14 protein-coding genes are annotated in these 24,606 nt (G+C 40.7%); 5 read left to right on the top strand and 9 right to left on the bottom strand.

Annotation, left to right across the window (positions count from 1 at the left end; translation table 11 throughout):
- Positions 1-231: 231 nt before the first annotated feature.
- Positions 232-1,032, bottom strand: coding sequence for an N-acetylmuramoyl-L-alanine amidase (locus GYM62_RS04170; RefSeq protein WP_219958438.1), 801 nt, complete (start codon positions 1,030-1,032; stop codon positions 232-234).
- Between GYM62_RS04170 and GYM62_RS04165 the strand changes: the two genes are divergently transcribed.
- On the top strand, positions 1,031-3,817 hold the full coding sequence (locus GYM62_RS04165; RefSeq protein ID WP_219958437.1) for a putative LPS assembly protein LptD: 2,787 nt from the start codon (positions 1,031-1,033) through the stop codon (positions 3,815-3,817). The genes GYM62_RS04170 and GYM62_RS04165 overlap by 2 nt on opposite strands.
- Before the next feature lie 160 nt (positions 3,818-3,977).
- Positions 3,978-4,259, top strand: a complete 282-nt coding sequence (locus GYM62_RS04160) for a hypothetical protein (protein ID WP_219958436.1) — start codon at positions 3,978-3,980, stop codon at positions 4,257-4,259.
- 29 nt (positions 4,260-4,288) lie between these two features.
- On the opposite strand, the gene GYM62_RS04155 is transcribed toward GYM62_RS04160, so the two are convergent.
- The 4 genes from GYM62_RS04155 to GYM62_RS04140 form a co-directional block, all read right to left on the bottom strand.
- Positions 4,289-5,941, bottom strand: a complete 1,653-nt coding sequence (locus GYM62_RS04155) for a T9SS type A sorting domain-containing protein (RefSeq protein WP_219958435.1) — start codon at positions 5,939-5,941, stop codon at positions 4,289-4,291.
- A 1,310-nt stretch (positions 5,942-7,251) separates the two neighbouring features.
- Positions 7,252-7,983, bottom strand: coding sequence for a 3-deoxy-manno-octulosonate cytidylyltransferase (gene kdsB, locus GYM62_RS04150; RefSeq protein ID WP_219958434.1), 732 nt, complete (start codon positions 7,981-7,983; stop codon positions 7,252-7,254).
- A gap of 13 nt (positions 7,984-7,996) precedes the next feature.
- Complete coding sequence (locus GYM62_RS04145) at positions 7,997-10,456, bottom strand: polysaccharide biosynthesis tyrosine autokinase (RefSeq protein WP_219958433.1); 2,460 nt, start codon at positions 10,454-10,456, stop codon at positions 7,997-7,999.
- A 5-nt stretch (positions 10,457-10,461) separates the two neighbouring features.
- Positions 10,462-11,280, bottom strand: coding sequence for a polysaccharide biosynthesis/export family protein (locus tag GYM62_RS04140; RefSeq protein WP_219958432.1), 819 nt, complete (start codon positions 11,278-11,280; stop codon positions 10,462-10,464).
- A gap of 1,193 nt (positions 11,281-12,473) precedes the next feature.
- Between GYM62_RS04140 and GYM62_RS04135 the strand changes: the two genes are divergently transcribed.
- Together GYM62_RS04135 and GYM62_RS04130 are read left to right on the top strand one after the other, a co-directional pair.
- Complete coding sequence (locus tag GYM62_RS04135; RefSeq protein WP_219958431.1) at positions 12,474-13,430, top strand: GNAT family N-acetyltransferase; 957 nt, start codon at positions 12,474-12,476, stop codon at positions 13,428-13,430.
- Positions 13,431-13,647: 217 nt separating this feature from the next.
- Positions 13,648-14,637, top strand: a complete 990-nt coding sequence (locus GYM62_RS04130; RefSeq protein ID WP_219958430.1) for a polysaccharide deacetylase family protein — start codon at positions 13,648-13,650, stop codon at positions 14,635-14,637.
- Between the two features lie 18 nt (positions 14,638-14,655).
- On the opposite strand, the gene GYM62_RS20965 is transcribed toward GYM62_RS04130, so the two are convergent.
- Positions 14,656-15,939, bottom strand: coding sequence for a glycosyltransferase (locus GYM62_RS20965; protein ID WP_255590545.1), 1,284 nt, complete (start codon positions 15,937-15,939; stop codon positions 14,656-14,658).
- 1,852 nt (positions 15,940-17,791) lie between these two features.
- Here GYM62_RS20965 and GYM62_RS04120 point away from each other — a divergent pair.
- Positions 17,792-18,034 (top strand): DUF6520 family protein, encoded by a 243-nt coding sequence (locus GYM62_RS04120; RefSeq protein ID WP_219958429.1) that lies wholly within the window; start codon positions 17,792-17,794, stop codon positions 18,032-18,034.
- Positions 18,035-18,074: 40 nt separating this feature from the next.
- Here the strand turns inward: GYM62_RS04120 and GYM62_RS04115 are convergent, their stop codons facing one another.
- From GYM62_RS04115 to GYM62_RS04105, 3 genes are all read right to left on the bottom strand, one after another.
- On the bottom strand, positions 18,075-19,448 hold the full coding sequence (locus GYM62_RS04115; RefSeq protein ID WP_219958428.1) for a RagB/SusD family nutrient uptake outer membrane protein: 1,374 nt from the start codon (positions 19,446-19,448) through the stop codon (positions 18,075-18,077).
- Positions 19,449-19,576: 128 nt separating this feature from the next.
- Positions 19,577-22,789 carry a SusC/RagA family TonB-linked outer membrane protein gene (locus tag GYM62_RS04110; protein WP_219958427.1) on the bottom strand — a complete coding sequence of 1,071 codons (3,213 nt, stop codon included), beginning with the start codon at positions 22,787-22,789 and terminating at the stop codon, positions 19,577-19,579.
- A gap of 4 nt (positions 22,790-22,793) precedes the next feature.
- Positions 22,794-24,464, bottom strand: coding sequence for an SCO family protein (locus GYM62_RS04105; RefSeq protein WP_219958426.1), 1,671 nt, complete (start codon positions 24,462-24,464; stop codon positions 22,794-22,796).
- Positions 24,465-24,606: the final 142 nt, after the last annotated feature.

Genomic DNA, 24,606 nt, shown 5'->3' with positions numbered 1-24,606 from the left:
TTCCAAAGGGGGAATTGACCCGTATCTCACCGAAGGCGTATTTCTTTATATTTCTATCGTATTTCTACTTTCTTCCATACCTGCGGCATGGAGAGGAGTCCTTATATCCTTTTTTTACCAAGCTTAAATCCCTACGGGATAATTATTTCGCCGGAGGCGTATTTCAATTTATTTCCACCGTATTTCCAAATCTATCTTGCCAAAGTCGTATTTCTACCATTTTTCAATTATTCAATTCCCTTCTATCTGGGTCTTATAATCTCTGATAGACCTGAAAATAGCTGAAGCCATATATTCCTGACCTTCTTTACTCATTAAAAAAGCCTCTTCTGCAGAGTTGGACAAAAAACCTAATTCAACCAACACAGAAGGCATGGAGGGTGTCCAAAGCACATAGAATGGGCCTTGCTTTACTCCTCGGCTTTTTCTTCCTACACGGTCTTTAAATTGTGTCTCAATTTGATCTGCCAAAGACACAGAGTTTTCAAAAAATGCGCGAGACATCAGGTTAAACATAATGTATGATTCAGGAGAAGAAGGATCGAATCCCTCGTATCTTTCCTTATAATCTTCCTCCAATAACATCACAGAGTTTTCCCGCTTAACAATGTCAAAGTTATTATCAAAGTGCTTCATTCCCATTATCCATGTCTCTGTTCCAAATGCCGACTTATTTGCGGCGGAATTGGAATGGATGGAAACAAAAAGATCAGCCTTATTAATATTAGCGATTTGAGGACGCTTTTCTAAAGTTGGGAAACTATCATCATCCCGAGTGTAAATAACTTCTACATCAGGTAGGTTTTCCTTGATATATTTTCCAACTAATAAAGTAACTGCAAGATTAATATCCTTTTCTCTGGCTCTAGAACCTATATTTCCTGGATCTTTTCCGCCATGACCTGCATCTAATACGATTTTTTTCATCCTAAATGCCGGCATCATCGTTTCATTGGGAATAAACCCGCCAAACACAAAAGGAATCAATAAAATAAGACTTAGAATAATTTTTTTGTTTTTGGACCGTACCATGAGGGCAATAAAATTAACTTTACGCGAAATTTCACTTAAATTCATCAAAGCGCAAGCAGCAGTGCAGGGAAACAGACTCCTTTTTTTCAGTATTCTTCTTTTTATCCTTCTACCCCAACTGGCCGAAGCTCAGAGATCTGGCCGTGCCCAGGAGAGAAAGCTGACCGCACCTGATACTTTGCAGGTTCCTCCGGTCATCCAAAATGATACTCTCGCTATTCCCAGCGATACACTTGCACTTCAAGATTCGGCAAAAATTGTGCCTTCTAGCCCAATACTTTCAGAAATTACCTATTTCGCTGAAGACAGTATCGTTACTGACTTTGAAACAAACAAGGTATACCTCTATAATAAGGCCTGGTTTGAATATGGAAAGATGAGGTTGGATGCGGATCGCATCGTGATCGATTGGAAAAATTCAGAACTCTATGCCACTGGTGTTACAGACAGCACTGGAGCAATCTTAGGAAACCCTTTCTTTAAGGATGGAGATGCAGTCTATGAAATCCGGAAGGAAATGCGGTACAACTTCAAAACTCAAAAAGCCATCATCAAAGATGTGGTCACGGAGCAACAGGATGGGATTTTACGGGGAGAAACCATTAAAAAGACCGCAGACGGGAGTATTTATCTAGACCACGGGTATTATACCACCTGTAAATTAACAGAGCCGCATTGGCACATATCTTCCAATAAACTGAAGTCCATAGAAGGAAAGCAGGTTGTATCAGGACCTTTCAATTTATACTTCAATGGAATTCCAACTCCATTAGGCCTTCCTTTCGGACTTATCCCTAATACTCCAGAAGAAAAAGCTTCGGGTATCATCTTCCCTAGTTATGGACGCGAGCAGGTTCGAGGTCTTTTCTTAAGAGATTTTGGCTACTATTTCGCGATTAACGATTACATCCACGCACGCCTGACAGGAGACATCTATTCCAAGGGGGGCTGGGGAGCAAAAGCACAGTCTGTATATAAAAAGCGATATAGATATAGCGGGGGGTTCAATGTGGATTTTCAAAAATTCACATCACCTGAGACAGAATTGAATCCAGTTGACTATAATACCTTCCGGGTAACCTGGAACCACACCCCAGAATCAAGAGGAACGGGAAGATTTTCAGCATCTGTCAATGCAGGAAGTACCAGCTATTTTAATACAGTGGTCAACCCTAATAATTTCCAGAATAACATTACTTCTGACCTTCAATCCAGCGTCACTTATACTAAGCAATTTTCAGGAACGCCTTTTTCTATGTCGGCCTCAGCTCAGCATTCTCAGTCGGTTTCCACAGGAGAGGTGAGATTGAGGCTTCCGAATTTCAATGTGAGTATGAATAGACAAAGTCCGTTCAAAAACGTCAATTTTGAACCTCTCAAAACATTGAATATTGCCTGGAATTTTGATTTCCAAAATTCCATTACCAACAGAATTCAGTCCCCTACGCCTATTGATCCAGAATTAGGAGGAACTACTGCTCCATCCCTGATTAATTTTACTCCCGCTAATTTCGCCCTATTGCTAAAAAATGCCAATAATGGAGCTCAGCATAGAATTCCGATCAGTAGTAACTTTACACTTTTCAAGTATTTTACAGGAACCGGCTCAGTGAATATCAATGAAGTCTGGTACTTTCAAAAATTGAAATTTTTCTACAATCCTGTTTCAGAACGTGTAGATCAAGTGGTAGAAAATGGATTCAATCGAATCACCACGTATACCAGTTCATTTTCCATGACCACCAACGTATACGGATTTTTCAACTTTAAAAAGGGGAAAATTCAGACGATCCGTCAGCATATTCAGCCTTCTTTTGGCTTTAGCTACACTCCTGATTTCACCAATGAGTCTTTTGGTTATTTTCAGAATGTTCAAACCAATGCCGAAGGAGCCACAAGATTATATAACAGGCATCAGGGTTTTATTTATGGAGGAGCACCTCAAGGTGAATCAAGGTCCCTGACCATGAGTTTAAGGTCAGTGATCGAAGCAAAAATCAAAAACAATCAGGATAGCACCAGTGAAGAAAGTACCAAGAAGATACCGCTGATAGAGAATTTGGATTTGAACACCTCCTATAATTTTGCTGCGGACTCTTTTCAACTTCAACCCGTAAGGATCTCTGCTAGAACCAGCTTTTTTGACAGGAAACTCTCTGTCAATGTCAGCACTACTTTGGACCCTTATGCAACTACGACTATTACCAATAATAGTGGAGCTACCCTAGAAAGAAGAATAAATTCTTTTGCCTGGAATAATGGACAAGGGCTTGGAACACTCCGAAATGCCTCTTTAAACCTGAATGCATCAATTAATCCCAGCAATGCTCAAAACCCGGGAGAACTCAGAGATGAATTGACCAACCAGTTTATGCAGCAAGGAGGAGTAATGAATGAATTTGTAGAAAGCCAAATCAATCAAATTGTAACCGACCCGAGTCAATATATTGACTGGAATATTCCTTGGAATCTGACTTTTGGATACAATTTAAATTACAATAAACAGTCGACAGGGACGACTAATATTACTCAGGCATTACAGTTATCAGGGGATGTTTCTCTTTCTGAAAAGTGGAAAATCAACTTCAATACCGGTATTGACCTTCAGACTCAGGCAATCACCCAATCCATGATTGGAATAGCCCGTGATCTTCATTGCTGGCAGATGAATGTCAACTGGGTTCCATTTGGGAGATTTACCTCCTACAATATTGATATCCGCGTAAAATCAAGCATTCTGCAGGACTTAAAGGTTTCCCGAAGAAGATCCTTCTTTGATCGGTAATTCCTGGCCCATCATTCCCTTACTTTCTTTCAACAGCTAATAAAATGAACCGGGCATCATTGCCTTCACTTTAAAGGCAAAAGATGTACGAATAAAGAGTGCCCTGATTTGTACTTTTACAAATTTTTGTTAGATTGAACTAAATCAATCTTTTTATTACATGTTCAATTTCAAAAAGTCTTTACCCTTAATATCTATTTTTTCGATTTTAATGAGTGTGATCCCGTCGGTAGCCAAAGCTCAAAAATCACCCGGTATTCCCATGCCGAGTGGACCGGTCGATCTATCTGAAACCTCCAATGTGGTTATTTTCATCATCATTCCAGCCATCATTTTAATTACTTTTTTGATCTTTAGAAAAAGGATCAAGAAAATAAAAGAAGAAAAGAGAGAGAAATTAAAGGATGAAAATGAGAAGAATAATAGTTCTAAAAAGGAATGAATTAAGGCCCTTCAAAGAAGCTCAACCATTTATTGCTTTACCAATTTAATTACTTGTGTTTGGTTTCCTTTTGTCAATTTCAGAAAATATGCGCCATCCTTTAAATTTGAGGAAAAGGCCTCCAATCGCTTATTCAATTCAGAAAGATTGGAAGACTCCCAATTTCCTAAAAGATCAGATCCATTGTAAAGGCTAATTTGAGTTTTTTCATAATCCATTGGTTTCAAATTTTTATTCCCAAGCCGAAATGTTTTTGAAAACGGATTAGGGTATGCCAGCCAGACTTCTCCTATTTCCAGATCAGCTGGTTTTAAAACAGAAATTACCTTACTGCTTTCAGATTCTTCAGCCTTTCTGTGAATTCTATAATAAATCAATGGGGACAGCATGGTGGCGCCTAAATCCTCATAAGAGTACCATTTAGAAATTTGAGATGGACCTTTGGAGGGAATAGTTGCAATTACCTCCCATTCCAAATTACTATTTAATGAACGTTCCAATTCATATTGTTCCTCTCCTGTTTCTGATAAGGTTTCCCATTTCACCTCAACGGATTCCTTTTTAGCAGTTGCGGTAATCTCGCCAATATAAATCGGAAGAAGTCTGAAGCAAAAATCACCTGTCAAACTTTCCCAATGTGCAGGATCTGTATTCCTACTCATCGTAGCAGTACAAGATCCCACGGGAGTAGTTATGGATGCGACAGTTGTACCACATTTACTAAGGACCGTACTTCCTGACTTTGTGAAATTATTATACTCAAAATTAGACCCGGGGAAAAACCTAAATAGACTTGAACCGCTGAAGTTCACGTTCTCAATAGATGTATTCCCGTAATTATCAAACAATCCGGTGCCTGCCAGATTTAGTTCTGGCAGATTGAGGGTGGCTCCGGCCTCCACTATAACATAGGCATCACCTTCAACGGTGATCCCAGTACAAATATTAGCTGTAGCAGCAGAACTCCCCTTTACAATCAATTGATTTTTGGCTGGCAATCTATTATCCTGAAAACCCGGGTTACCCGCAGACAAATAGATTTGATTGGCCTCAAATAAACCTTCAATCAGAAAGTAATTTGTATTTGAGTTTGGAAAGGCAGCGTAACCACTAACTCTTAAACTTGCATTGGGATGTACATGAAATAAAACACCGTCATAAGTATTGGTAGCAGGATTGATAATACTTGCCGTTTCTGATGATACATATGGAGTCAAAATGAAGGAAGATTGCTTTCGATAATAAATAGCCCCTGAGACTGTAAAAAGAGCATCGCCCGTACCATTGCTGTTATTGATTGTGACACTACTTTGTTCCATCAAGTGAAGATCCCTATCTATGGTCAAAAAAGCGCCATTAGAAATATTGAATTCATAGACAGGAGAATAAAATCCAAAATCAAACCCTGGGTTTAATACCAAAGATTGAGAAATATTGACTGTTACTTTACAGTTATTTCTATAAGAATTAAAGTTTGGAAAAGAAGCTGAAGGCATCAAAGGAGGATACAAGCTTGGGGAGTTCAGACTACATCCAGCTACATTGACCTTATCCCAGCAAAGGCCATTAGTCCAGGTACCATCACAACCCGGTTTACTTGGGTTATAGGTATAAGTTTGTCCACTCCCCTCTATCCCAAGAAGCATAAATATGATAAAAATACTAAAGCATAAGTACCGCATTTTATCAATAGTTTATAAAAAACATACAACTAAAAAACAGGCTTCAAAGGCAAATTCCTGTATATCAAAATTACACTTAACCTTCTGTTTTTCAGTTATTTATGATTCAATTTAAAAATATATTTTTTAAAACAAGAGTTATAGGAAAAATTATATTAAACAGCTTATAATTCAATTTATGATGCGAAAAATTGTATTTGAATCACTGTATAAAATTCTACTTGCTATGTATTTTAAAATTTACGTAGAAAAATGAGTGTTGAGAGACATCAATTTTGAGAAATACAGTAGAAATAAATGGATATATGCCTGTGGTGAAATATTTATTCATAGAAATACAGTTAAAAAAAATAGAAATACGCCTGTGGCGAAATATTTATCCCGTAGGGATTTAAGCTTGGTAGAAAAAGGATATAAGGACTCCTATCCATGCTGTAGGTATGGAAGATAGTAGAAATACGATAGAAATATATTGAAATACGCCTTCGGCGAAATATTTATCCTGTAGGGATTTAAGCTCGGTAGAAAAAGGTTTTAAGGTATCCTCTCCATGCCGGAGGTATGGAAGAAAGTAGAAATACGATAGAAATATTGAAATACGCCTTCGGCGAAATAATTGGAAGGCGCCGAATAGATCTAAAGATATTTCAAAGATAATGGAAGATATGCCTTCGGCAATATAGGCCTCTGATCGTATTCGTATCAAAAGCTCCAAAGGAGCGTAATTTATTAGCCACGCCAGAGGCGCGCAGGCCCGAGTGCAACTCGGGGTATAAATAGGAACGGTAACCAACCCAGCGCTGGCCCAAGATCTCCATTTGGAAACGATAACTCAATGCCAGCAAGACGATACGGAAACCATATAATAACCCTCCAAGGGTTTTCTTAATTTAATGAATCAATCAAAAAAAATCTTAACCATTCTTTGTACTAACCCTTGGAGGGTTTCAACCTCTTAATTTTGGATTGAAAATCCTACGATATGGTCAAAGCAGAGAAATCCCCCTTGCCCCCTTTACCAAAAGAAATTATACTAAACTGAATTTACACTTCCAAAGGGGGAATTGATCCTTCTCAGATTTAAGGCATCAAGATCAAAAATTTAATCTCTTCAAAGCCTGAAAGGGCTGAACCCTTTAAAAGCCACGCCAGAGGCGCGCAGGCTCGGGTGCAACCCGAGGTAAGGAAGATAAATTTCCCCAAAGCTGGCGCAATCGCTTCGTTTAGAAAAGATAACTCAATGCCAGCAAGACGATACGGAAACCATATAATAACCCTCCAAGGATTTTATTGATTTAAAACTTCCAACTTCAATCCTTCCCTAACCTTTTTTGAAACTCCCTGGCTTTTTCCAGGTCTTCGGCTGTGTCAATCGCTATAGCCTGATGGTTAGTTTCAACCATTCGAATCTTGATTCCTCTTTCCAACAATCTCAATTGCTCCAGCATCTCCAGCTCTTCCAATTTCCCTTTGGGCCAAGTGGGAAAACTCTCCAAAACCTCTCTTCTGTACCCGTAAATTCCTACATGCTTCAAATAAGAAATACCCTCTTTTTTATCCCTATTAAAAGGAATTGGGGATCTGGAAAAATATAAAGCATCCGACTGCCCATTCAGAACTACCTTAACAAAATTGGGATTGACTGCATCTTCCTCGGAAATTTTAAAATATAATGAGGCAACCTTTACCGAGGAATCCTCAAAGGCTTTTTTAAGCTCCTCTAGGGACTCTTTGTCTTGAAAGGGCTCATCACCCTGTACATTGATTATAATCTCAGCATCCACTTGTGATAGGGCCTCCGCTATTCTATCCGAACCGCTTTCATGTACTTTTCGACTGAAAAACACCTTTCCACCCAATTCCTCAATCTGTTTTTGGATCAACTCATGGTCTGTCACTACCCAAACTTCATCAAACACACCTGTCTCCAAAGTGGAAAGGTAAGTTCTCTGAATCACTGTTTTACCTCCCAAATCCTGAATCAATTTTTCAGGCAAACGGGTTGAAGCAAAACGGGCAGGAATTAAGGCTGCGGTTTTCAAGGAATTGATCTACTTATCTGGTTTTAAAAAGCTTTTTAACCTTATTAAACCAAGGTTTTTTACTCAGTTTAATCTTCTTTTTCTTAGCCTCTAGATCGTCCCCGTAGTAATTGTACATGTACTTATTGTTTTGGGAATAGAGATAGGTGTTACCATACCCATAATTGTATCCCTCATAATGGTATCCAGAATTGATAATGCCATTAAACACCCCATATACATTTTTCACCTGCTTGTTATTGAATAGGTCATTGATCATTACCAAGTGATCCTTATTGGTATAATTCTGTCTTACCACGTACAAGTTGATATCAAATAATCGCATCAGATCTATGGTTTCTGACACCAAGCCCATTGGCGGTGTATCAAAGATGATTACATCAAAATTTTGATCCAGATAATCCAAAAAGTCTTTCAATCTCTGAGTTTGAAGCAATTCTGCCGGATTAGGAGGAATCACACCTGATGGTACGAAATACAGGTTTTCATTGTCTGATTTCATCACAATTTCAGGAGCCTCCACCTTACCGATTAGATAGGTAGAGAGTCCAACTTTGTCCGACTGATTAAAGTATTGCGCAAGTTTAGGTCTTCTCAAGTCACCTCCTACAACCACGGTCCTTTTGGAACCCAAAGCCATGGCTGAAGCTAAATTGAGAGAAGTAAATGTTTTTCCTTCACCCGATACGGAAGATGTTACCAAAATCCGCTTTGTATTTTTTCCGCTTGCCAAATAAGTGATAGCAGACCTCAAGGACCTGAATGACTCTGCCACTGCTGATTTTGGATGCTCCAAAACGACCTTATTGGTCTCTTTTTGTGAATAACCAATGACACCCAACTGAGGAATCATAAAGTGCTTTTTCAAGTCTCTTTGATCCTTGATCGTATCATCAAACATATCTCTGACTACGATAAACCCAAATGGAAGTAAGAGTCCCAATGCAATGGCAAGTGCATAGTTTTGTTGCTTTTTTGGGAATACCAATGTACCCCTTTTCGCAGCATCCAAAATTGCATTATCGGATACGTTGGATGCACGGGCAATCCCAGCCTCAGCTCTTTTTTCTAGAAGGTATGTGTAGAGAGACTCTCTTAATTTAAATTCCCTGAAAATACCGGTGTACTTCGATTCTGATTCAGGAAGGGTAGCAAATTGAGCATCATAGCTTCGGATCTCACGGGTAATACTTTGCTTTTGCTTTTGGGTGTTTTCAATTAGGTTTACTACATTTTCAAACAATGCATCCTGAACTTTCTCCATCTGCACATCGATCTTAACTACCTCCGGGTGATTCTCATTCACTGTAGCCAGGAGTTTTCTCCTATCCTGAGAAAGGGTTACCAAAGTTTGAATCAAGCCATTAAGAAGAGGATCCGGAACTCCAATTACAGAAGGGGCAATGACATCTGAAAAGTCTTTGCTTTTCATCTCCATGTAGCGCCGAATCTGTTCAAAATAATTAAGCTGATAGTCCAACTCTGCACTCTTTTCATCCAGAGTATTCATTTTGGTCAGGATGTTGGAAAATTCAGCTGATACGTCCAATAACTTATTCTCAACTTTAAACTCCTGCAGTTCTCGCTCTTTTTGCTTGAGTGAATCCTCCAAGAAACCTAATTGCTCCTCTATAAAGGCAATGGTGTTTTCTTGGATTTTATTTTTTTCATTTAAGTCATAATTAATATATGACTCCATCAAAGAGTTGATGTAATCTCTTCCTTTTTCAACCACCTTGGTAGTCGTAGTAATTCTAAGCACGGAGCTGAAGTCATTTTCCAGATTCACCCGAATAGCCCTCGCCCAATATTCTTCTAAATATGATGGATTCTTTAATTGAAAAATAACGATATCCCCAACTCTTCCAGGATTGACCAAGTGCACTGTGAACTTGGAGCGACCGGTTTCTATTTCCTGACCAAAAGTGTAAGTCTTGTTGTATATAGATTCATCTCCGGAAGCCTGTGCTGCATTGATTTCCAAAATACTTTCTGTGTAAGGAAGTAATTTGAAATTTTCATCCGACAGGATCTGAAGCTCCACTTGCGTATCAGTGACCTGCAAATGCCCCCAATCTACATCTATCCGAATTGGAGATCTGTCATATAGCTCAATATCCTTGATGTTTGTTTTAGCAAAATACTCTACATCGAAATGCAATTTCTTCAAGGCTTCCCGGGCCAGGTTCTTGGATCTTAGCCTCAAGATGTCATTTTCCAAGTTTACCCCAGAATTAAAAATATTGGACCTATCCATGATCCGGGCCTCTGGAGAGGTATTGGTTTTGATCACCATGGAACCCGTTACTTCATATTCATCCACTGTATAGCGGTGAAACAAAAAAGTAGCAATTAAGAAAATCATGGTAAATAATACATACCATGGCCAGTAGCGAATATACTTGGCTACGACGTAGCGTATCTCTAATGCTTTCTCCTCATTATCTAACTGACTGAGATCTAACTTCTCCATAAAAATTAATTCCCTCCTATAAACAAGTTAAGCAGTAACAAAGTAGATGCCAATAAGCCGCCAAACAGCGCCAGCCCTCCAGCTAAGTTATCTGCCGAACCAATTTGCCTGATCTTCATCGGTTCCATATACAAGATATCATTTGGCTGAATGAAATAAAAGGGGCTGGCCAGTAATGCCCTGTCATTCAGGTTAATTTGATGGATTTTCGAGCCCCCATCGTATTGTCGGATAATAAATAATTTATTCTTTTTCCCAAGTAAGGTAGTTTCCCCGGAGTTGGCCAAAGCATCGAAAATAGTAGCTCTGTTCTTATAAATGATCTGCACCCCCACACTATTAAACTCACCCAAGGTAGTATATCTAATGCCGGCAATTCTCAGTCTTACAAATACTTCTTCTTTGAAAAATTCATTAATCCCAGACTGTATTTTTTCTTTGGCTTCTTCTTCCGTCAAACCAGCAATTTTAATTTTTCCCAATTTGGGAACCTCCACATAGCCCGCCTGATCTATAGAAAAACCCCTGAAATACAAAGGATCAGAACCTTGGCCACCACCACCTCCCATCATTCCAACACCTCCGACTCTAGAGTTTTGAAATGTAAAAGCTGCAGTTAACTCTTCATCTGAACTTGCAAAATCAATTTCTACAATATCAAATGGTTGAAGCACATATTTATAATCTACCTCTGCGAAGGGAATAAACTCATCCAGAGCATAGGAGGTACTGTCAGAAAGATTTTGAAGGTAGGTGATACGTTTATTACTGATACAGCCAGTGGCCATCAAAAGCATTAAAAAGAAGATAGAGAGTAATCTCATTTTTGGAATGGAATTAAATCAAGTCAAATATATAGAAAATGTTGTGTTGACCGAATGGCTAGAAATGACTCGACGGAATTTACGTGAATATTGATAAAGATAGATTGAGCTATTTTTTATGAAAATCCGGAATCTTAGCAGGAATCCAATTTTATTTCCAGACAAAGAAAGAAAGCTAATGCTACATAAAGAAGGACGACCTGATTTAAGGTGAATATTAATAAAGGAAGGATGGCAATTAAGAATCCCGCTCCTTTGGAGCTGGAGAAGATTTAAGCCTTACCATAGTTTTTTCTAAAAAATTACGCTCCTTCGGAGCTGATGTTGACAGAGTGCAAAAGGTCTTTAAATTATCTGTTATTTACTACATAGCCACGCGACTTACTATTTTGGATCGAGTATTTCGGCTTTCTGCATTTCTGTCCGGACAGGTTATCGGCAATGATATCTCAAAGCAAGCATATACAGAGATAACTTAGTTACTTTTATTGAAAATGGCCCTTCTTCTTAGGTCAAGTTTCATGTTTACAGGATTCGATACGGTATCAAAAAGTATAGATTGGGCAAATTTGAAACAGGCCTGAAAGACTAAAATTAGAAAGAGATTTAAGCCTTTTACTAAAATCTCAATTTGCACAAAATGAGCACGATTAAGAGTAGTTCACAAAGATAAACTCGGCTAAAGCAAAATCTTAAAAATCTGCTCCTTTAGAGTTAATAATGACTAAATCTTTATCATAAATTTTTTCTAAAAAAATACAATATTTCGTAGCTAGTACTGAATTAATCTAAAAGCAATATGGATATCTGCTTTATTACCAGTACTGACAAAAATAGGGCTTATTGTCTGCTAAAAGGATCAAAATCTGGAAGCTTCGGTCTTCGGTCATCGGTCGCCTGTGCTGAGCGAAGTCGAAGCATCCAACCAGCCAAGTAAAGAAATAAGGAAACTGGAATAATTGCGGATAATCAGAAAAATATTAATTTGATTTTTTTAAGTGTAATTCAGGTTTTTATACTAAAATTAAATTTTTCACGTATTGAGCGACAGGAAACCAGTTCAATATCAACAGCTTGACTTTAACTTATTTCCAAAAAGCCCAAGAATTACCATTGAAATTTGTGTTTGATTATCGTAAGTCACATAAAAAAGAGTAGTCGGAATCAAGGAATTCTAAAATCTAGTATTTACTTTGAGTGAAAGTAAGAATATGATTATCCGGAAGGCGGAAGAAAAAGACGTTGGCTCAATTATTCAGCTACTCAGATCATCACTGGGTGAAAGCTTACTTCCGAAATCCATTGAATTTTGGCGATGGAAACACTTAGATAATCCTTTCGGACCCTCCCCAGTCTTGCTGGCAGAGGAAAATGGAGAGCTAGCAGGTGTCCGCGCTTTTTTGAAATGGGAGTTTTCTCAAGGTTCTGAAATTTATAAATGTGGACGTGCCGTAGACACTGCAGTACATCCCAATCATCAGAAAAAAGGAATTTTCACCCAATTAACTCAATCTTTGTTAGATCAGGTTAAGCAGGAGAATTACGATCTCATTTTTAACACACCAAATACCAAAAGTCTTCCCGGTTACTTAAAAATGGGCTGGAAAAAATGGGGACGTCTTCCCCTCAAAATCCAGTTCTATATAAGTTTCCGCCCCAGTGACATTCCAAGAAACAATTTTGAATGGGATGCTGCAGCACCACTAATTCAAGAATTTGAAGCAATACCAAATCCTAAAATAGATCTGATTCAATCAAGACTAAAGCCAGGCTATATACAATGGAGGTATCAAAATTGCCCTGTAGCGGATTATTCCTATATCAGTGATTTCAAAAGTTATCTTTTGGTTTATAGAATCAAAGAAGTAAAATGGGGCAAGGAACTGAGGGTTTGTGACTTGTTTTGCGGAGAAAATTTCGAAGAAATTGAAAAAAAGGAATTGAACGAGCAGTTTAGGAACCTAATTAAACAGGAGGAAATCCGGTTTAGTACCTTCTCAGGCCTAAGTTACAATGCAGATAAATTGGACTTGGGGATATCTCCGGTTCTACAACGAGGCCCCCTGGTTACCATCAAACCTCTGAAAGAAATTCTTCATGATCAACAGTTGATGTGGAATTGGAGCTTGGGAGATCTGGAATTATTTTAGGCCTAAATACCCTGATTAATAAGTTTTTTAAAATTCCCTATCCATAATTAATTTTGATCATAATTTTTAGATCCACTAATCACATCAATTATCTATCAATTTCTTTCTCAATACTTATAGAAAAGTAGAATCTTACTTAAATTGAATTTGAAAGTTTCGTTGAAGCTCTTCGATTTTCAAACGGAGTTAAGTATTCATTTTCAATTAGCTGTTTAGTATGCCTGGAACTCTTATTATTTCACTTGATTTTGAGCTTCTTTGGGGGATTTTTGACAAAGTAGGGAATAAATACAAACCCGAATATTTTGAAAATACCCGAAGAATCATTCCCCAAATGCTGGATCTCTTTGCCAAAAATCAAATTGGAGTGACTTGGGCTACCGTGGGAATGCTTTTCGCAGAAAATGAAGAGGAATGGAAGAAATATTCTCCTGAGTTTCTTCCCTCTTATAGAGAAAAAAAATACTCCGCTTATGATTGGAGTAAGGTACACGGAATTAAACCCGAGGTTCATTTTGCTCCTGATTTGATTCATCTGATTTTAGACACTCCCTTGCAGGATTTAGGCTCTCATACCTACGCGCATTATTATACGTTGATGAGAGGTCAAAGCCCGGATCAATTCAGGCAAGACTTGCAGGCAAGTCAGAAGATAGCCAAGGACAAATTTGGCATCAAATTAAAATCATTGGTTTTTCCAAGAAACCACATCAATGAACTCTACTTGGGGATTTGTCTGGAAGAAGGATTTGAATGCGTGAGAGGGAATCCAAAAAATTGGTTTTGGCAAGAAACTCAGCATGAGGATTTGAGCAAAAAAATATTCAGATCCGCAGATTGCTTTTTTCCATTAGGAAGTAGTACTTCGTTTTCATCTGAGAGTATCTCTAATTTCCCAAACGAACCATTGATCATTCCGGCTTCCAGAATTTTAAGGCCTTATAGTCCTGACAATGCTATTTTTAACAAAGTTCGTCTTAATCGGATCAAACAGGAAATGTCAGAGGCCGCAAAAAAAGGAGAGCATTATCATCTTTGGTGGCATCCCCATAATTTTGGAAATAATCCAAAAGAAAGTATGGAAGAGCTTGAATCCTTGATCCTTCATTTCGATCAATTACGAAGCCAATATGGGATGGATTCTCATTCTATGGAATCACTAAGTCAAAAAATAAAAGGTATTCATGCATTTGCCGATAAAGCTTAGACTGGCACTGTTTGAAAACTAGCTCAATACCTCTTCATATATTTTTTCTAATTGCTCTACCATACTTTGCATGCTGAATTTTTCCTCTACCTGCTTTCTTGCCTCAATTCCCATTTTTGCTAGTAATTCTTCATCTTCCAGGAGTTGTATGGAGTAATCCTCCAAATGTTCCCATTCATCCACATGACATAAAAATCCTTGTTTCCCATGCTGAATGACTTCTCCAATTCCTCCCGCCCGGGTAGAGACAACTGGAATCTCACAAGCCATGGCTTCCAGCATTGCTATTGGCAGACCTTCAAATTCAGATGAACTGAGATAAATATCCATGAGATTCAAGTATGGGATTACCTCCTTTTGCACCCCCACCAAGTGAAAGTTCTTTTCAAAACCTGAATCCTTGATTTGTTTTTCTATTCGTTCTCTCCAGTCTCCATCGCCTACCAAAAGAAAATGAGTTGTTGGATGTTTTTTTAAAATCCGGATGGCTACTTCTACCCAAAGCCAAAGTCTCTTTTGAGATCTAAAAACTGCCACCTTTCCGATTATTTTGGAAGAAGAAGGAATTCCCATTCGTTCTTTAATTAACAAAGAGTCTACCTCAACTACCTTCTCTCGTTTCTCCTCTCTAGAATCTCGTATCTCAACTCTCGATTCACTTCTCACATCTTCATTCTCGCTTCTCGCTTCTCGCCTCTCACTTCTAATCTCTCCCTTCTCGCTTCTCGCTTCTAGCCTCTCGCTTCTCGTCTCTCGCTTCTTAAAAACCTCCGTATTAACTCCATTCTGAACGACTCTGATTTTCAGTCTTCCGCCACGCTTATAAGGATCCCAAATGGAGTTGAGTTGCATAGATAGCGCCACTTCATTGGAAACAGCAATTGCCAAGTCCTGTTTCTTAAAAGTCAGTCTATTTCCCCAATATGACACTTTATTATATCTATCCCAAGTATTGTGTTCTGTATATACAATAGGGATAGGAAGGTTCAGCCCCACGAATCGAGCGAGAATTCCAGCCCAAGGCAAATGCGCATGGATCAGGTCAAAGTTATTTTCCTTTATAAAAGAGCTAACTTTTTTAACCTGAAAAAAAAGCCCCAAGTTTCCAGAAGGAATTAAGTGTACTTGAATTCCCGCTCTTTCTAATTCATCGACGATATTTTCTTGCTGATGATAAAAATACAGACAGTGGAATTCAAATCTGTTCTGATCATGCACAGAAGCTGTTTCGGGAATCAATTTTTCGGCCCCTCCCCTTCCCAGGGATTTGATCAGGTGGAGTACTTTAATTTTTTTGGACACGGGGTAATAATCAGGCTAGAATACAAACCTAATTAAAGATATTTAAAGAAATACTTTAGATATAATTGGAAATACAGTAGAAATAAAAGAAATACGCCTTCGACGAAATATTCCTTAATCCGAAGTTATCGATAAGGTATTTTTTAAGATAAGAGAAGATATGCCTGCGGCAAGATATTTATCCCGTAGGGATTTCAGCTTGGTAGATAAATGGCTCTGAGCCTACTTTCCATGCCGTAGGTATGGAACTATTGAGAAATACTGTGGAAATAAATAGAAATACGCCTTCGGCGAAATATTCCTTAACCCGAAGTTATCGATAAGATATTTTTTAAGATAAGAGAAGATATGCCTTCGGCAAGATACGGGTCAATTCCCCCTTTGGAAGTGTAAATTCAATTTAGGATGATTTCTTTTGGTAAAGGGGGCAAGGGGGATTTTTGAGAAATACTATAGAAAAAAAAGAAATACGCCTTCGGCGAAATAACCTTTCAAGCTAAACTCCATAGGAGCGATGGATATTTTAGCCCCGCCACGGCGGACAGGCAGGGGTTTTAACCCCTGGATCCAAAATGAACCGCTGTCCCCCAGCGCTGGCACAATCGCTACATTTGAAAAAGATGAGTCAATGCCAGCAAGACGGAGAGGGAAATACATTAGAAATAAAAGAAATACGCCTGCGGCGAAATAATTAAAAGATACCTAAAAGATAATTTTTAAGATATGCCTTCGGCGAGATATTTATCCCGTAGGGATTTAAGCTTGGTAGAAAAAGGATTTAAAATATCCTCTCCATGCCGTAGGTATGGAAGAAGATAGAAATACGTCTTCGGCGAAATAAACCTTGAAGACAGCTTTGATCAAAAGCTCTGAAAGAGCGTAATTTATTAGCCACGCCTGAGGCGCGCAGGCCCGAGTGCAACTCGGGGTAAAAGATTCACCACCACCCTCCCCCAGCGCTGGCCCTTTTACCTTATTTGGAAGCGAAATCACCGTGCCAGCAAGATGAAATCAAAACCTTATATCAACCATCCAGAGGATTTATTGAATTGGCGGGTCAGTATAAATTACGTTCATACCCCAAATTATGGCAAACTCCTAAAGATTTCTTCGGATTACAAATCCTACAATAAGACCTCGGAATTGCTCCCGACTCCTGTCGTGGAGCCGAGGAGCTTAGAAATACGCCTGCGGTGAAATAGATAAAAAAATATCATCAACATATGCCTTCGGCAGATTTACCTTCATTCGGAATCGCGGTAAAACCTCCAAAGGAGCGGACGATTAAATAGCCGTGGGTTTTAACCCACGGATCACGGTTCACCGATCTCACCCCAGCGCTGGCCCTCGATCTCCGTTTGGAAACAGTGACTCAATGCCAGCAAGATGAAACCAAAACTCTTTATCAACCCTTCAAGAGATTTTTTGAGTTCGCGAGTCGATATAAATTATGTTCATCAATTTTTTCGTTAAAAACCCGCCAAATGGCTCAATTTGAATAACTTATTTTTCCCATCAGGCCAAATGGCTACCCTGATTTTCATCATTCATTTTTAAGTTTCTTTTCCAATTACCAAAACCTTCGAGGTTTGGAAAACCTCAAAGGTTAAAGGAAAAAGAGGGCCAGCTGTGGAGGCTGGCCCGGCAGCCTGAAAACCTGCAAGTAAGGCTGCAAAAAAATGAGGTAATGAATTGATAAGAAGGAGGCTCATTTCTCTTGACAGTCAGGGCTAAGAGACTGATTGGTGTCCGATGAACCTCCCCTAGGGAGATGCCGAAAACCCTTGTTAGAGTAGGCAAACAACCAAAACGGTTTGTCCCTTTTTGATGCGTTAAAAAAGGGTCCACAACAATGAATAAACTAGCAAAACTGCTTCCCGCACTGGCTTTGGTGCTGGGGGCAACCTTGGCCTTTGCTTTTTCCAGTCCTCCTCAGGGAACACTGAAAGCATTGGTCAATAATCAATGGGTAGAAATTTCTGAATCTGAACCTTACCTCTGTGATGAAGCCCAAACTTCCTGTACAGCCAGGTTTGACGAACAGGATCAGATGATCCCAGGTACTGAAGAAGTGGGAGAATTTATCCCGCTTTAATCAGGTATTGCGGGCAGGAATATCCCTGCCCGCTTTTGTTTTATCTTGGGTTTTGCCTGATACCACTTCGATCAATCTCTTCCTGTGGAATGGATAATGCAAAACGCGGATCATTCGCGGGAAGCCTTATTTCCGTCCCATTAATTGTTCGGGTAAGTGAAATATTCCCTCCCAGAACATTCAACCGCTTGATGTCGCCCCATCTCATCCCTCTCAATACCAACTCCTTTCTTCTTTCTTCCAAGACTTTTTCCACTAATTCCTCACCGCTGAGCTCAGCTATAGGAATAAACTTGTCGGTTTTAAATCGCTTGACCAATAAGGTATTTAATGAGTTGATCGCATTTTGAGACTGTCCAAGCCGGGCTTCACATTCAGCCTTATTCAACCAAAGTTCATCCACTGCCAAGCCACCAAATGCATTGGCGAGATAGGAATATTGGCCCCGGAATGCCATGAATCCAGACCTGGCAAAGAAGAATAAACTTCTTCTCAGATCATCCTGCTCGTACTTGGCATAAAGCTCAGGAGATACAGCAGAGCCTGCCGAAAAAAAATAATAGGTCCGAAGCAATAACTCGCTGTAAAAAATCACTTCATCCAAATTCCCCACAAAAGGCCTAGCCGGACTTGGATTGATTTGATTATAATCCAATAAGGCGTCATACAAACTCAATGCTCTATCTGCTGCTTCCAAACTTTTCTCAAAATCTCCCATATACAGATACACTCTTGAGAGCATGGCCCACACTGCTGCCTTGGACGGTCTGGTGTTGACTGAAATGGTACTCTGCACCAGAGGTTCGGCCATCTCTAAGTCCAGGATAATCTGCTCAAAAGTCTCCTTCAAAGTAGACCTTGGTAAAGCAACTGCAATATCTGAATCCAACCTTAATACGATACCCAATTCATTGCCTGCAGTCGCAGGATCATATCCCACGCAAAAAGACCTTGCCAGCGAGAAAAAGGCATAGGCCCTGTAAAAGTGAGCGGCTCCTTTGAGATTTCTCCATTCCTGACTCGACTTTTCCGAATTGTCGAATTGATCCAATTCCCCCAATACCACATTGGAATAAAAAACCTGATCATAGGGCCTTGACCAATCTGTGTTCAAGGCATTGTTGATTGGCTCATTGGACCAGGTATAAATTCTTCGCGAATCCTCATCCAAGACTGCAAGCCTGGAATCCAGGATCAGGACGTCATCCGAGGAGGCATCCAACTGGGATGGCTCTGAATTCATCACCTGTAGATTGTTGTCCAGCAATGCCCACAACTCGGAAATGGTGGTGGGTACAATCAAGGCCTTGTCGGGTTTTTCATCTAAAATCCCCGAGCAGGAAGCTCCCAAAAAGAGTATCACTGCCAATAAAAGGGCTTGGTTTAAGTGTTGATATTTTTTCATCTTTTTCATGTGTCAATAATTTGTTTTTCAATGGTCAGAACTTGTCCCGGGTATCGGGATGGAATCTCTGCAGGTCGCATAGGTATCATCCCACTGCGTGTCGGCTCTGACCTACTCGATTGCATCTTTTTGAATTCTTAATACTGTAGCCTAAGGCCCAAAGTCAAGGAACGCAGGGGTTTCATGGTTCTGAAATCAGGATCCAATGGATCATCGGATGCTTTCCAGAGCATGGCCAGATTATTGGCATAGCTGAACAGCTCAATTTTATAAGGTTTGGTTTTGGGACTCCATTCATATCCCAATCTGATATCCTGAAGACGAACATGGTCTCCGCGTTCTACCAACTCGGAGGAAAAGGCATAAAAGTTATCCCTGAAGCTGTCCCTATTAGAAGGAAGGGACGGTACATTGGTGATCAGCTCATCTCCCGGGCTCTGCCATCTCTGGGAGAAATCCCCATGCCCCTGCTCCCCATTGAGTATGGGAAGATATCGGACTGAATTTCTTCGGTAAAAATACCCCAGCCTATAGGTGATATTCGCAGAAAGGTTCCAAGCCCCCCAAGACCAGGTATTCCTAAAGGAACCAAAATGGGTAGGTCTTGCAGACCCATGGAAAGTTAAATCCGAAGGACTGGCAGAGTTGATGATCCCTGCATAATCTTTGGAGGGTTCCCCATCCAATAAACCCAGAGGATCGCCTGTATCTGGATCCAGACCAACAAAAGGCAGGGAATAAATGGCAAATATTGGCCTTCCTGTCAGAGGAAATACCGGAGAAGAAGGGTTTGCCCCGGAGGCCTGCCCCAGGTAATTCAATACCGTGGTTTCTACTTCATAATCCACTACCTTCTCCACGACATGAGAATGGAAAAAATCCAATCTCCATGCTAATGGCCCTTTCACTAAATTTCCACTCAACTGCAAATCAAATCCCCTACCCATACTGGAAGCAAAATTTCCACGGAACAAATCCACCCCAGTATTGAGAGCCAATGGGATATCCCCTATCAAATCGTTCCCTTCTTTTCTGAATGCCTCCAGAGAACCTGTCATTCTGCCCTTCCAGAGATCGAAGTCCAAGCCTATATTCCAAATCCTGATTTGTTCCCATCTCAGATTGGGATTCGGTGGATTGATAATATTTGCAATGGGCAGCGCAGTATATCTGCTGTTTCCAATCAATCTTGCCGTGGTCAAAGCAGCTACTGATTTGTTCACATTTCCATTAACCCCATAGGTAGTTCTGATTCTCAGAAAATCTATCCAGGAAGGTAAAGTCCAGCCTTCTTCTGAAAGTGTCCAGGCAAGACCGGATGACCAGAGTGGAACAGCACGCTGATTAGTTTCTACCCCAAACAGATTGGATGCATCCCTGCGGGCACTGAAGCTCCAGGCATATTTCCCTGCATGGGTATAGGATCCATTTAAAAAGTAGGAGATAAAATTATCTGCCGTGCCTGTATTCCTTTCGTTAAAAGGAATCACAGCGCGGGTGGAAGGGGTAGGATATTGGGTAAATAAACTCACATAATCCACCGGAATTCCGATTCCTGTTTCCGGATTAAACCCGTATAATCTGCTGGCTATTCCCTCCGTTCTCAAAGTTTTGAATTCATATCCCGCCAGCATATTCAATCGCCCGCTTTCACCCAAAGACCTGTCTGCTCTTAGGATAGCTCTCAGATTGTGACTCTCACCCCTTTGGTTATTCCAGTCCTGAATTGCACCTCTGGGGATGGGAAAGCTCAATTGTCCAGAGGTATTTTGCTGGGTAAACCGATTGATCAAATCCCTCGCGGCAAAGCTATTTTCCCTTTTCAGTTCATCGCTGTTTCTGTTAGCTGACCAATATTGATAGTAAACTTCCGCACTGATTCCTTCCAGGAGTTTGACCCTTGCAGATAGATTGAGCCTGAGATCCTCAATTTGACTGGATCTTTCCACCAGGTTTAACTCTTCCAGTGGATTCAGCATCCAGGGCAAGAGGCCTTTTTCTTCAGCCTCTCTGGCAAAACTTTCCCGGATTCCGGGATAATATCCAATGGGGTTTCCCAGCTTATCTGTGAGTTGCGCATAGGCATACAAGGGCTGTGCACCTGTAAACCGCAGAGATGAAGGTCCTCTGTTCGAACCTGCTGTTCTATTTTGGATGTAATTGATTCCCAGCCCCAAATTCATGCGGTCTTTCCATAAACTCAGATTCTGATTGGTCAAAAGGGTATATCGGTCCAGACTGTTACCCACCAGTTCTTCTCGGTTGGAGTCCCAACCGGCAGACACAAAGTATCGGTAATTTCCGGCCCCTCCCCTGACATTCAGATTGTATTGCTGATTCAGGGAGGATTGATAGAGGTATCGCCCATAGTCATTTCTCACATCCCGACCTGCAAAGGCTGAAAGCCTTGCTTCCAGTTCCTGATCAGAAAGCTTTCCCTCCCTGTTTTGAATCAGACTTTCCACTACCGGGGTAAGGGGAGTTCGGAAAGGGGAATTTTCCTGGTTGAGGTAAAAGCCCTGCTCAAAAAGAGACCTCTCCATTCCGATCACTTCGGCACTGCTCATCAGAGGCTGATAAAAAGGATCAGGTTGTTCTACCCATGTGGTATTGAGCATCAGGTTGACCTGAGGTGCCTGCCCTTTTTTTCCGGATTTGGTGGTGATGACGATCACGCCATTTCCGGCTCGGGCTCCCCAGATGGAGGCGGCTGCCGCGTCTCTTAGTACTGAAATACTGGCTACATCGTTTGGATTGATATTTTCAATCGGCCCATCATAGGGAAAGTTGTCTATGATAATCAGGGGTGAAGCATTGGAAAAAATGGTGGAACGGCCTCGGATACTGATCCTGTCCGTTCCTGAACCCGCCCGGTTGAATACTAGTCCGGGAGTCACATCTTCCAGCCTATCCAATATGGAGGTACTGATTCTTCGATTGATCAATTCTTCATTCAGCCCCACAAAAGACCCCGTTTGCCTTTCTTTGGGGATTTCCTGGTAACCGGTAGCGAATACCTCCACCTCCTGCAAACCAAAGGAATCGGGCGAAAGATAAACCTCCAACAGTTCTTCCCTGGGTAGCTGAATGCTCAGGGTTTGGGTTTGAAACCCGATAAAACTTACCGTGATGTCAACTTCTTGCAATTGAGTTTCCAGCTCAAACAAACCGTCATAATCGGTTATTTGCACCTGATTGGTGGAAGCCAACCGGATGGTGGCTCCAGGTAAAGCACCTTGATCTTCGGAGGATAAAACCTTTCCTTTCAAAGTAAAAGATTGGGCAGAGAGTTCTCCCGACAGGAAAACATAGGCCAGTAGCAGGATTATTATTTTTAGTTTCTTTTCCATGATGTCAGAGTTTGATGGATGTATGATTTGCGAGTAGCTGTTGCAGTCTTTCAGGATTTTGATAGAGCTCCTGAATGGCGATCAAGTTTCCTTCGGGATCAACCAGTAATGGTCTTGGGGCAGAGGAAATCAGGTATTTTCTGAAAAAGGGATGGGAGTAGCCTTGCTCCCCTGAAAAAAGCCGTATCCAGGATTCGGAATTATAGCGGCCGCTGGCGATTCCTGTCTCCCATTTTTCCCTAGACCGATCGGCAGATATGGAAATCAAGACCAGCTCATCCTGATCTTCCAAGGCCGATTCTAGCTTGGATAATACTCTATGATAATAGGAAGAAGAGGCACTGCAACCGGTAAAATAGGTATTGATCAACAGGGTTTTCCCCCTGAACTGATCCAAACTTATCTTTTCTCCCTGTTCATTAATAAATTCAAAGCTCCCAACAGGCTGCCCGGGTTGTATATGGGTGATAAATTTTTGGAGCTTATCGCTTAAGATGGGATGGGCGATCAATTTCTGAAGGCTATCCAATTGACCATACCTGCCTTTCCCCAACTTAATTCGCTGGAAAACCAGTTTAGAAATCATCAGGTCCCTTTCAAGGCCGGGCTTTATATCGACCAGATAGTTTTCCAGGCTTTCCCCCATCAGGTTGGATTCCAGTGCAGCCAGTTTGAGCTTTAGCTCCAATACCTTTTCTGCGAAAGGAAGGTCAGAACCAAATTCCAAGGGCATGGATTTACCCAATTCCATTTGTCGGATAAACTCCTCTATCATTGCCTTTTCTCTCAATGAATCTCCCGCATAATTCACCAGCGTTTGCAGTCGGCCTACTTTGGAGAGAAAATAGTCTGCAAGCGTTTGGGCTTGCAGAAAATCCAGCACAGCATCCGGCATCTTTTTGTGATAGAAAAGGATTAAGCGCTCCAGTTCTCTGGTAAAACTCTCCTCTTCCATTTCCAGAGCCAGTGCATGAAGCATCTCCGCTACATCGATCTTTGTCAATTGGAGTTTGGGTCCGAATAGCTGCTGGTTTTTGATAAATGCTTCCTGAATATCGGGATGCGCGAAGACCTCCTCCCCTTCCCGGTGATGGATACTGATTCCCGCTCTTTTCATGGACTGTTCCAGCAGTGTATGAAGCCTGTCCTGCAGTTCATAAAGTGCATAAGATGGTCCCGTGAAAATTTTTTGGCCGGCGTTTTTATCAATCACCAGATGAATACTGTCTGTGGGAAAGGCCAGGAAATTTTGGATAACAGGGTAATCATCCAGATAAAGAGATAGGTAACCCGGTCTTTTGGAGGGGATGGAAATTCTGGACCAGACTGTTCCGTAGGCACCGTCATAAAGAGTTCCCGCCTGAAACGAGTCAGAATATTCCTGAAAATCCGGAGCTCCGGAGAATGCATCCATGGGATCTGGCAAAAAGGTTACTCTAACCTTTGAATCTGAGGCTCTCTGCATGAGTTGCGTGTAGAAAAGTAAGTTGGAATTGGGTTTGGGATCTGGGGAATCAGAGGCAGAAGGAATGATTTCCTCCCGCCCTGATTGGAGGGAACTGGCATCAACAAGACCATTTCCCGGGGGTGAATCGGCAACTTTATCCGATGCCACCAAGTACCTCCCGACAAGGCATAGCAATGCCAGGAAGCATGTGAGTAGTAATTTTTTCATGCTCAAAAGAGTTGGAAGACCGGAGACAGAAGACAGAAGCCTGGAGAAGGAAGGGGAAAATCAGAAATTAGAATTCTGAAAGCTGAAATGCCTAAACAGCAAGTTGATGGTAACCAACAAACACTTTATAGGATATAGCTCT

It is taken from the genome of Algoriphagus sp. NBT04N3, from assembly GCF_019443765.1.
Taxonomy (GTDB): domain Bacteria; phylum Bacteroidota; class Bacteroidia; order Cytophagales; family Cyclobacteriaceae; genus Algoriphagus; species Algoriphagus ornithinivorans.
The sequence above is the reverse complement of the archived record's forward strand: the minus strand, read 5'-3'. Positions and strand labels throughout refer to the sequence as shown.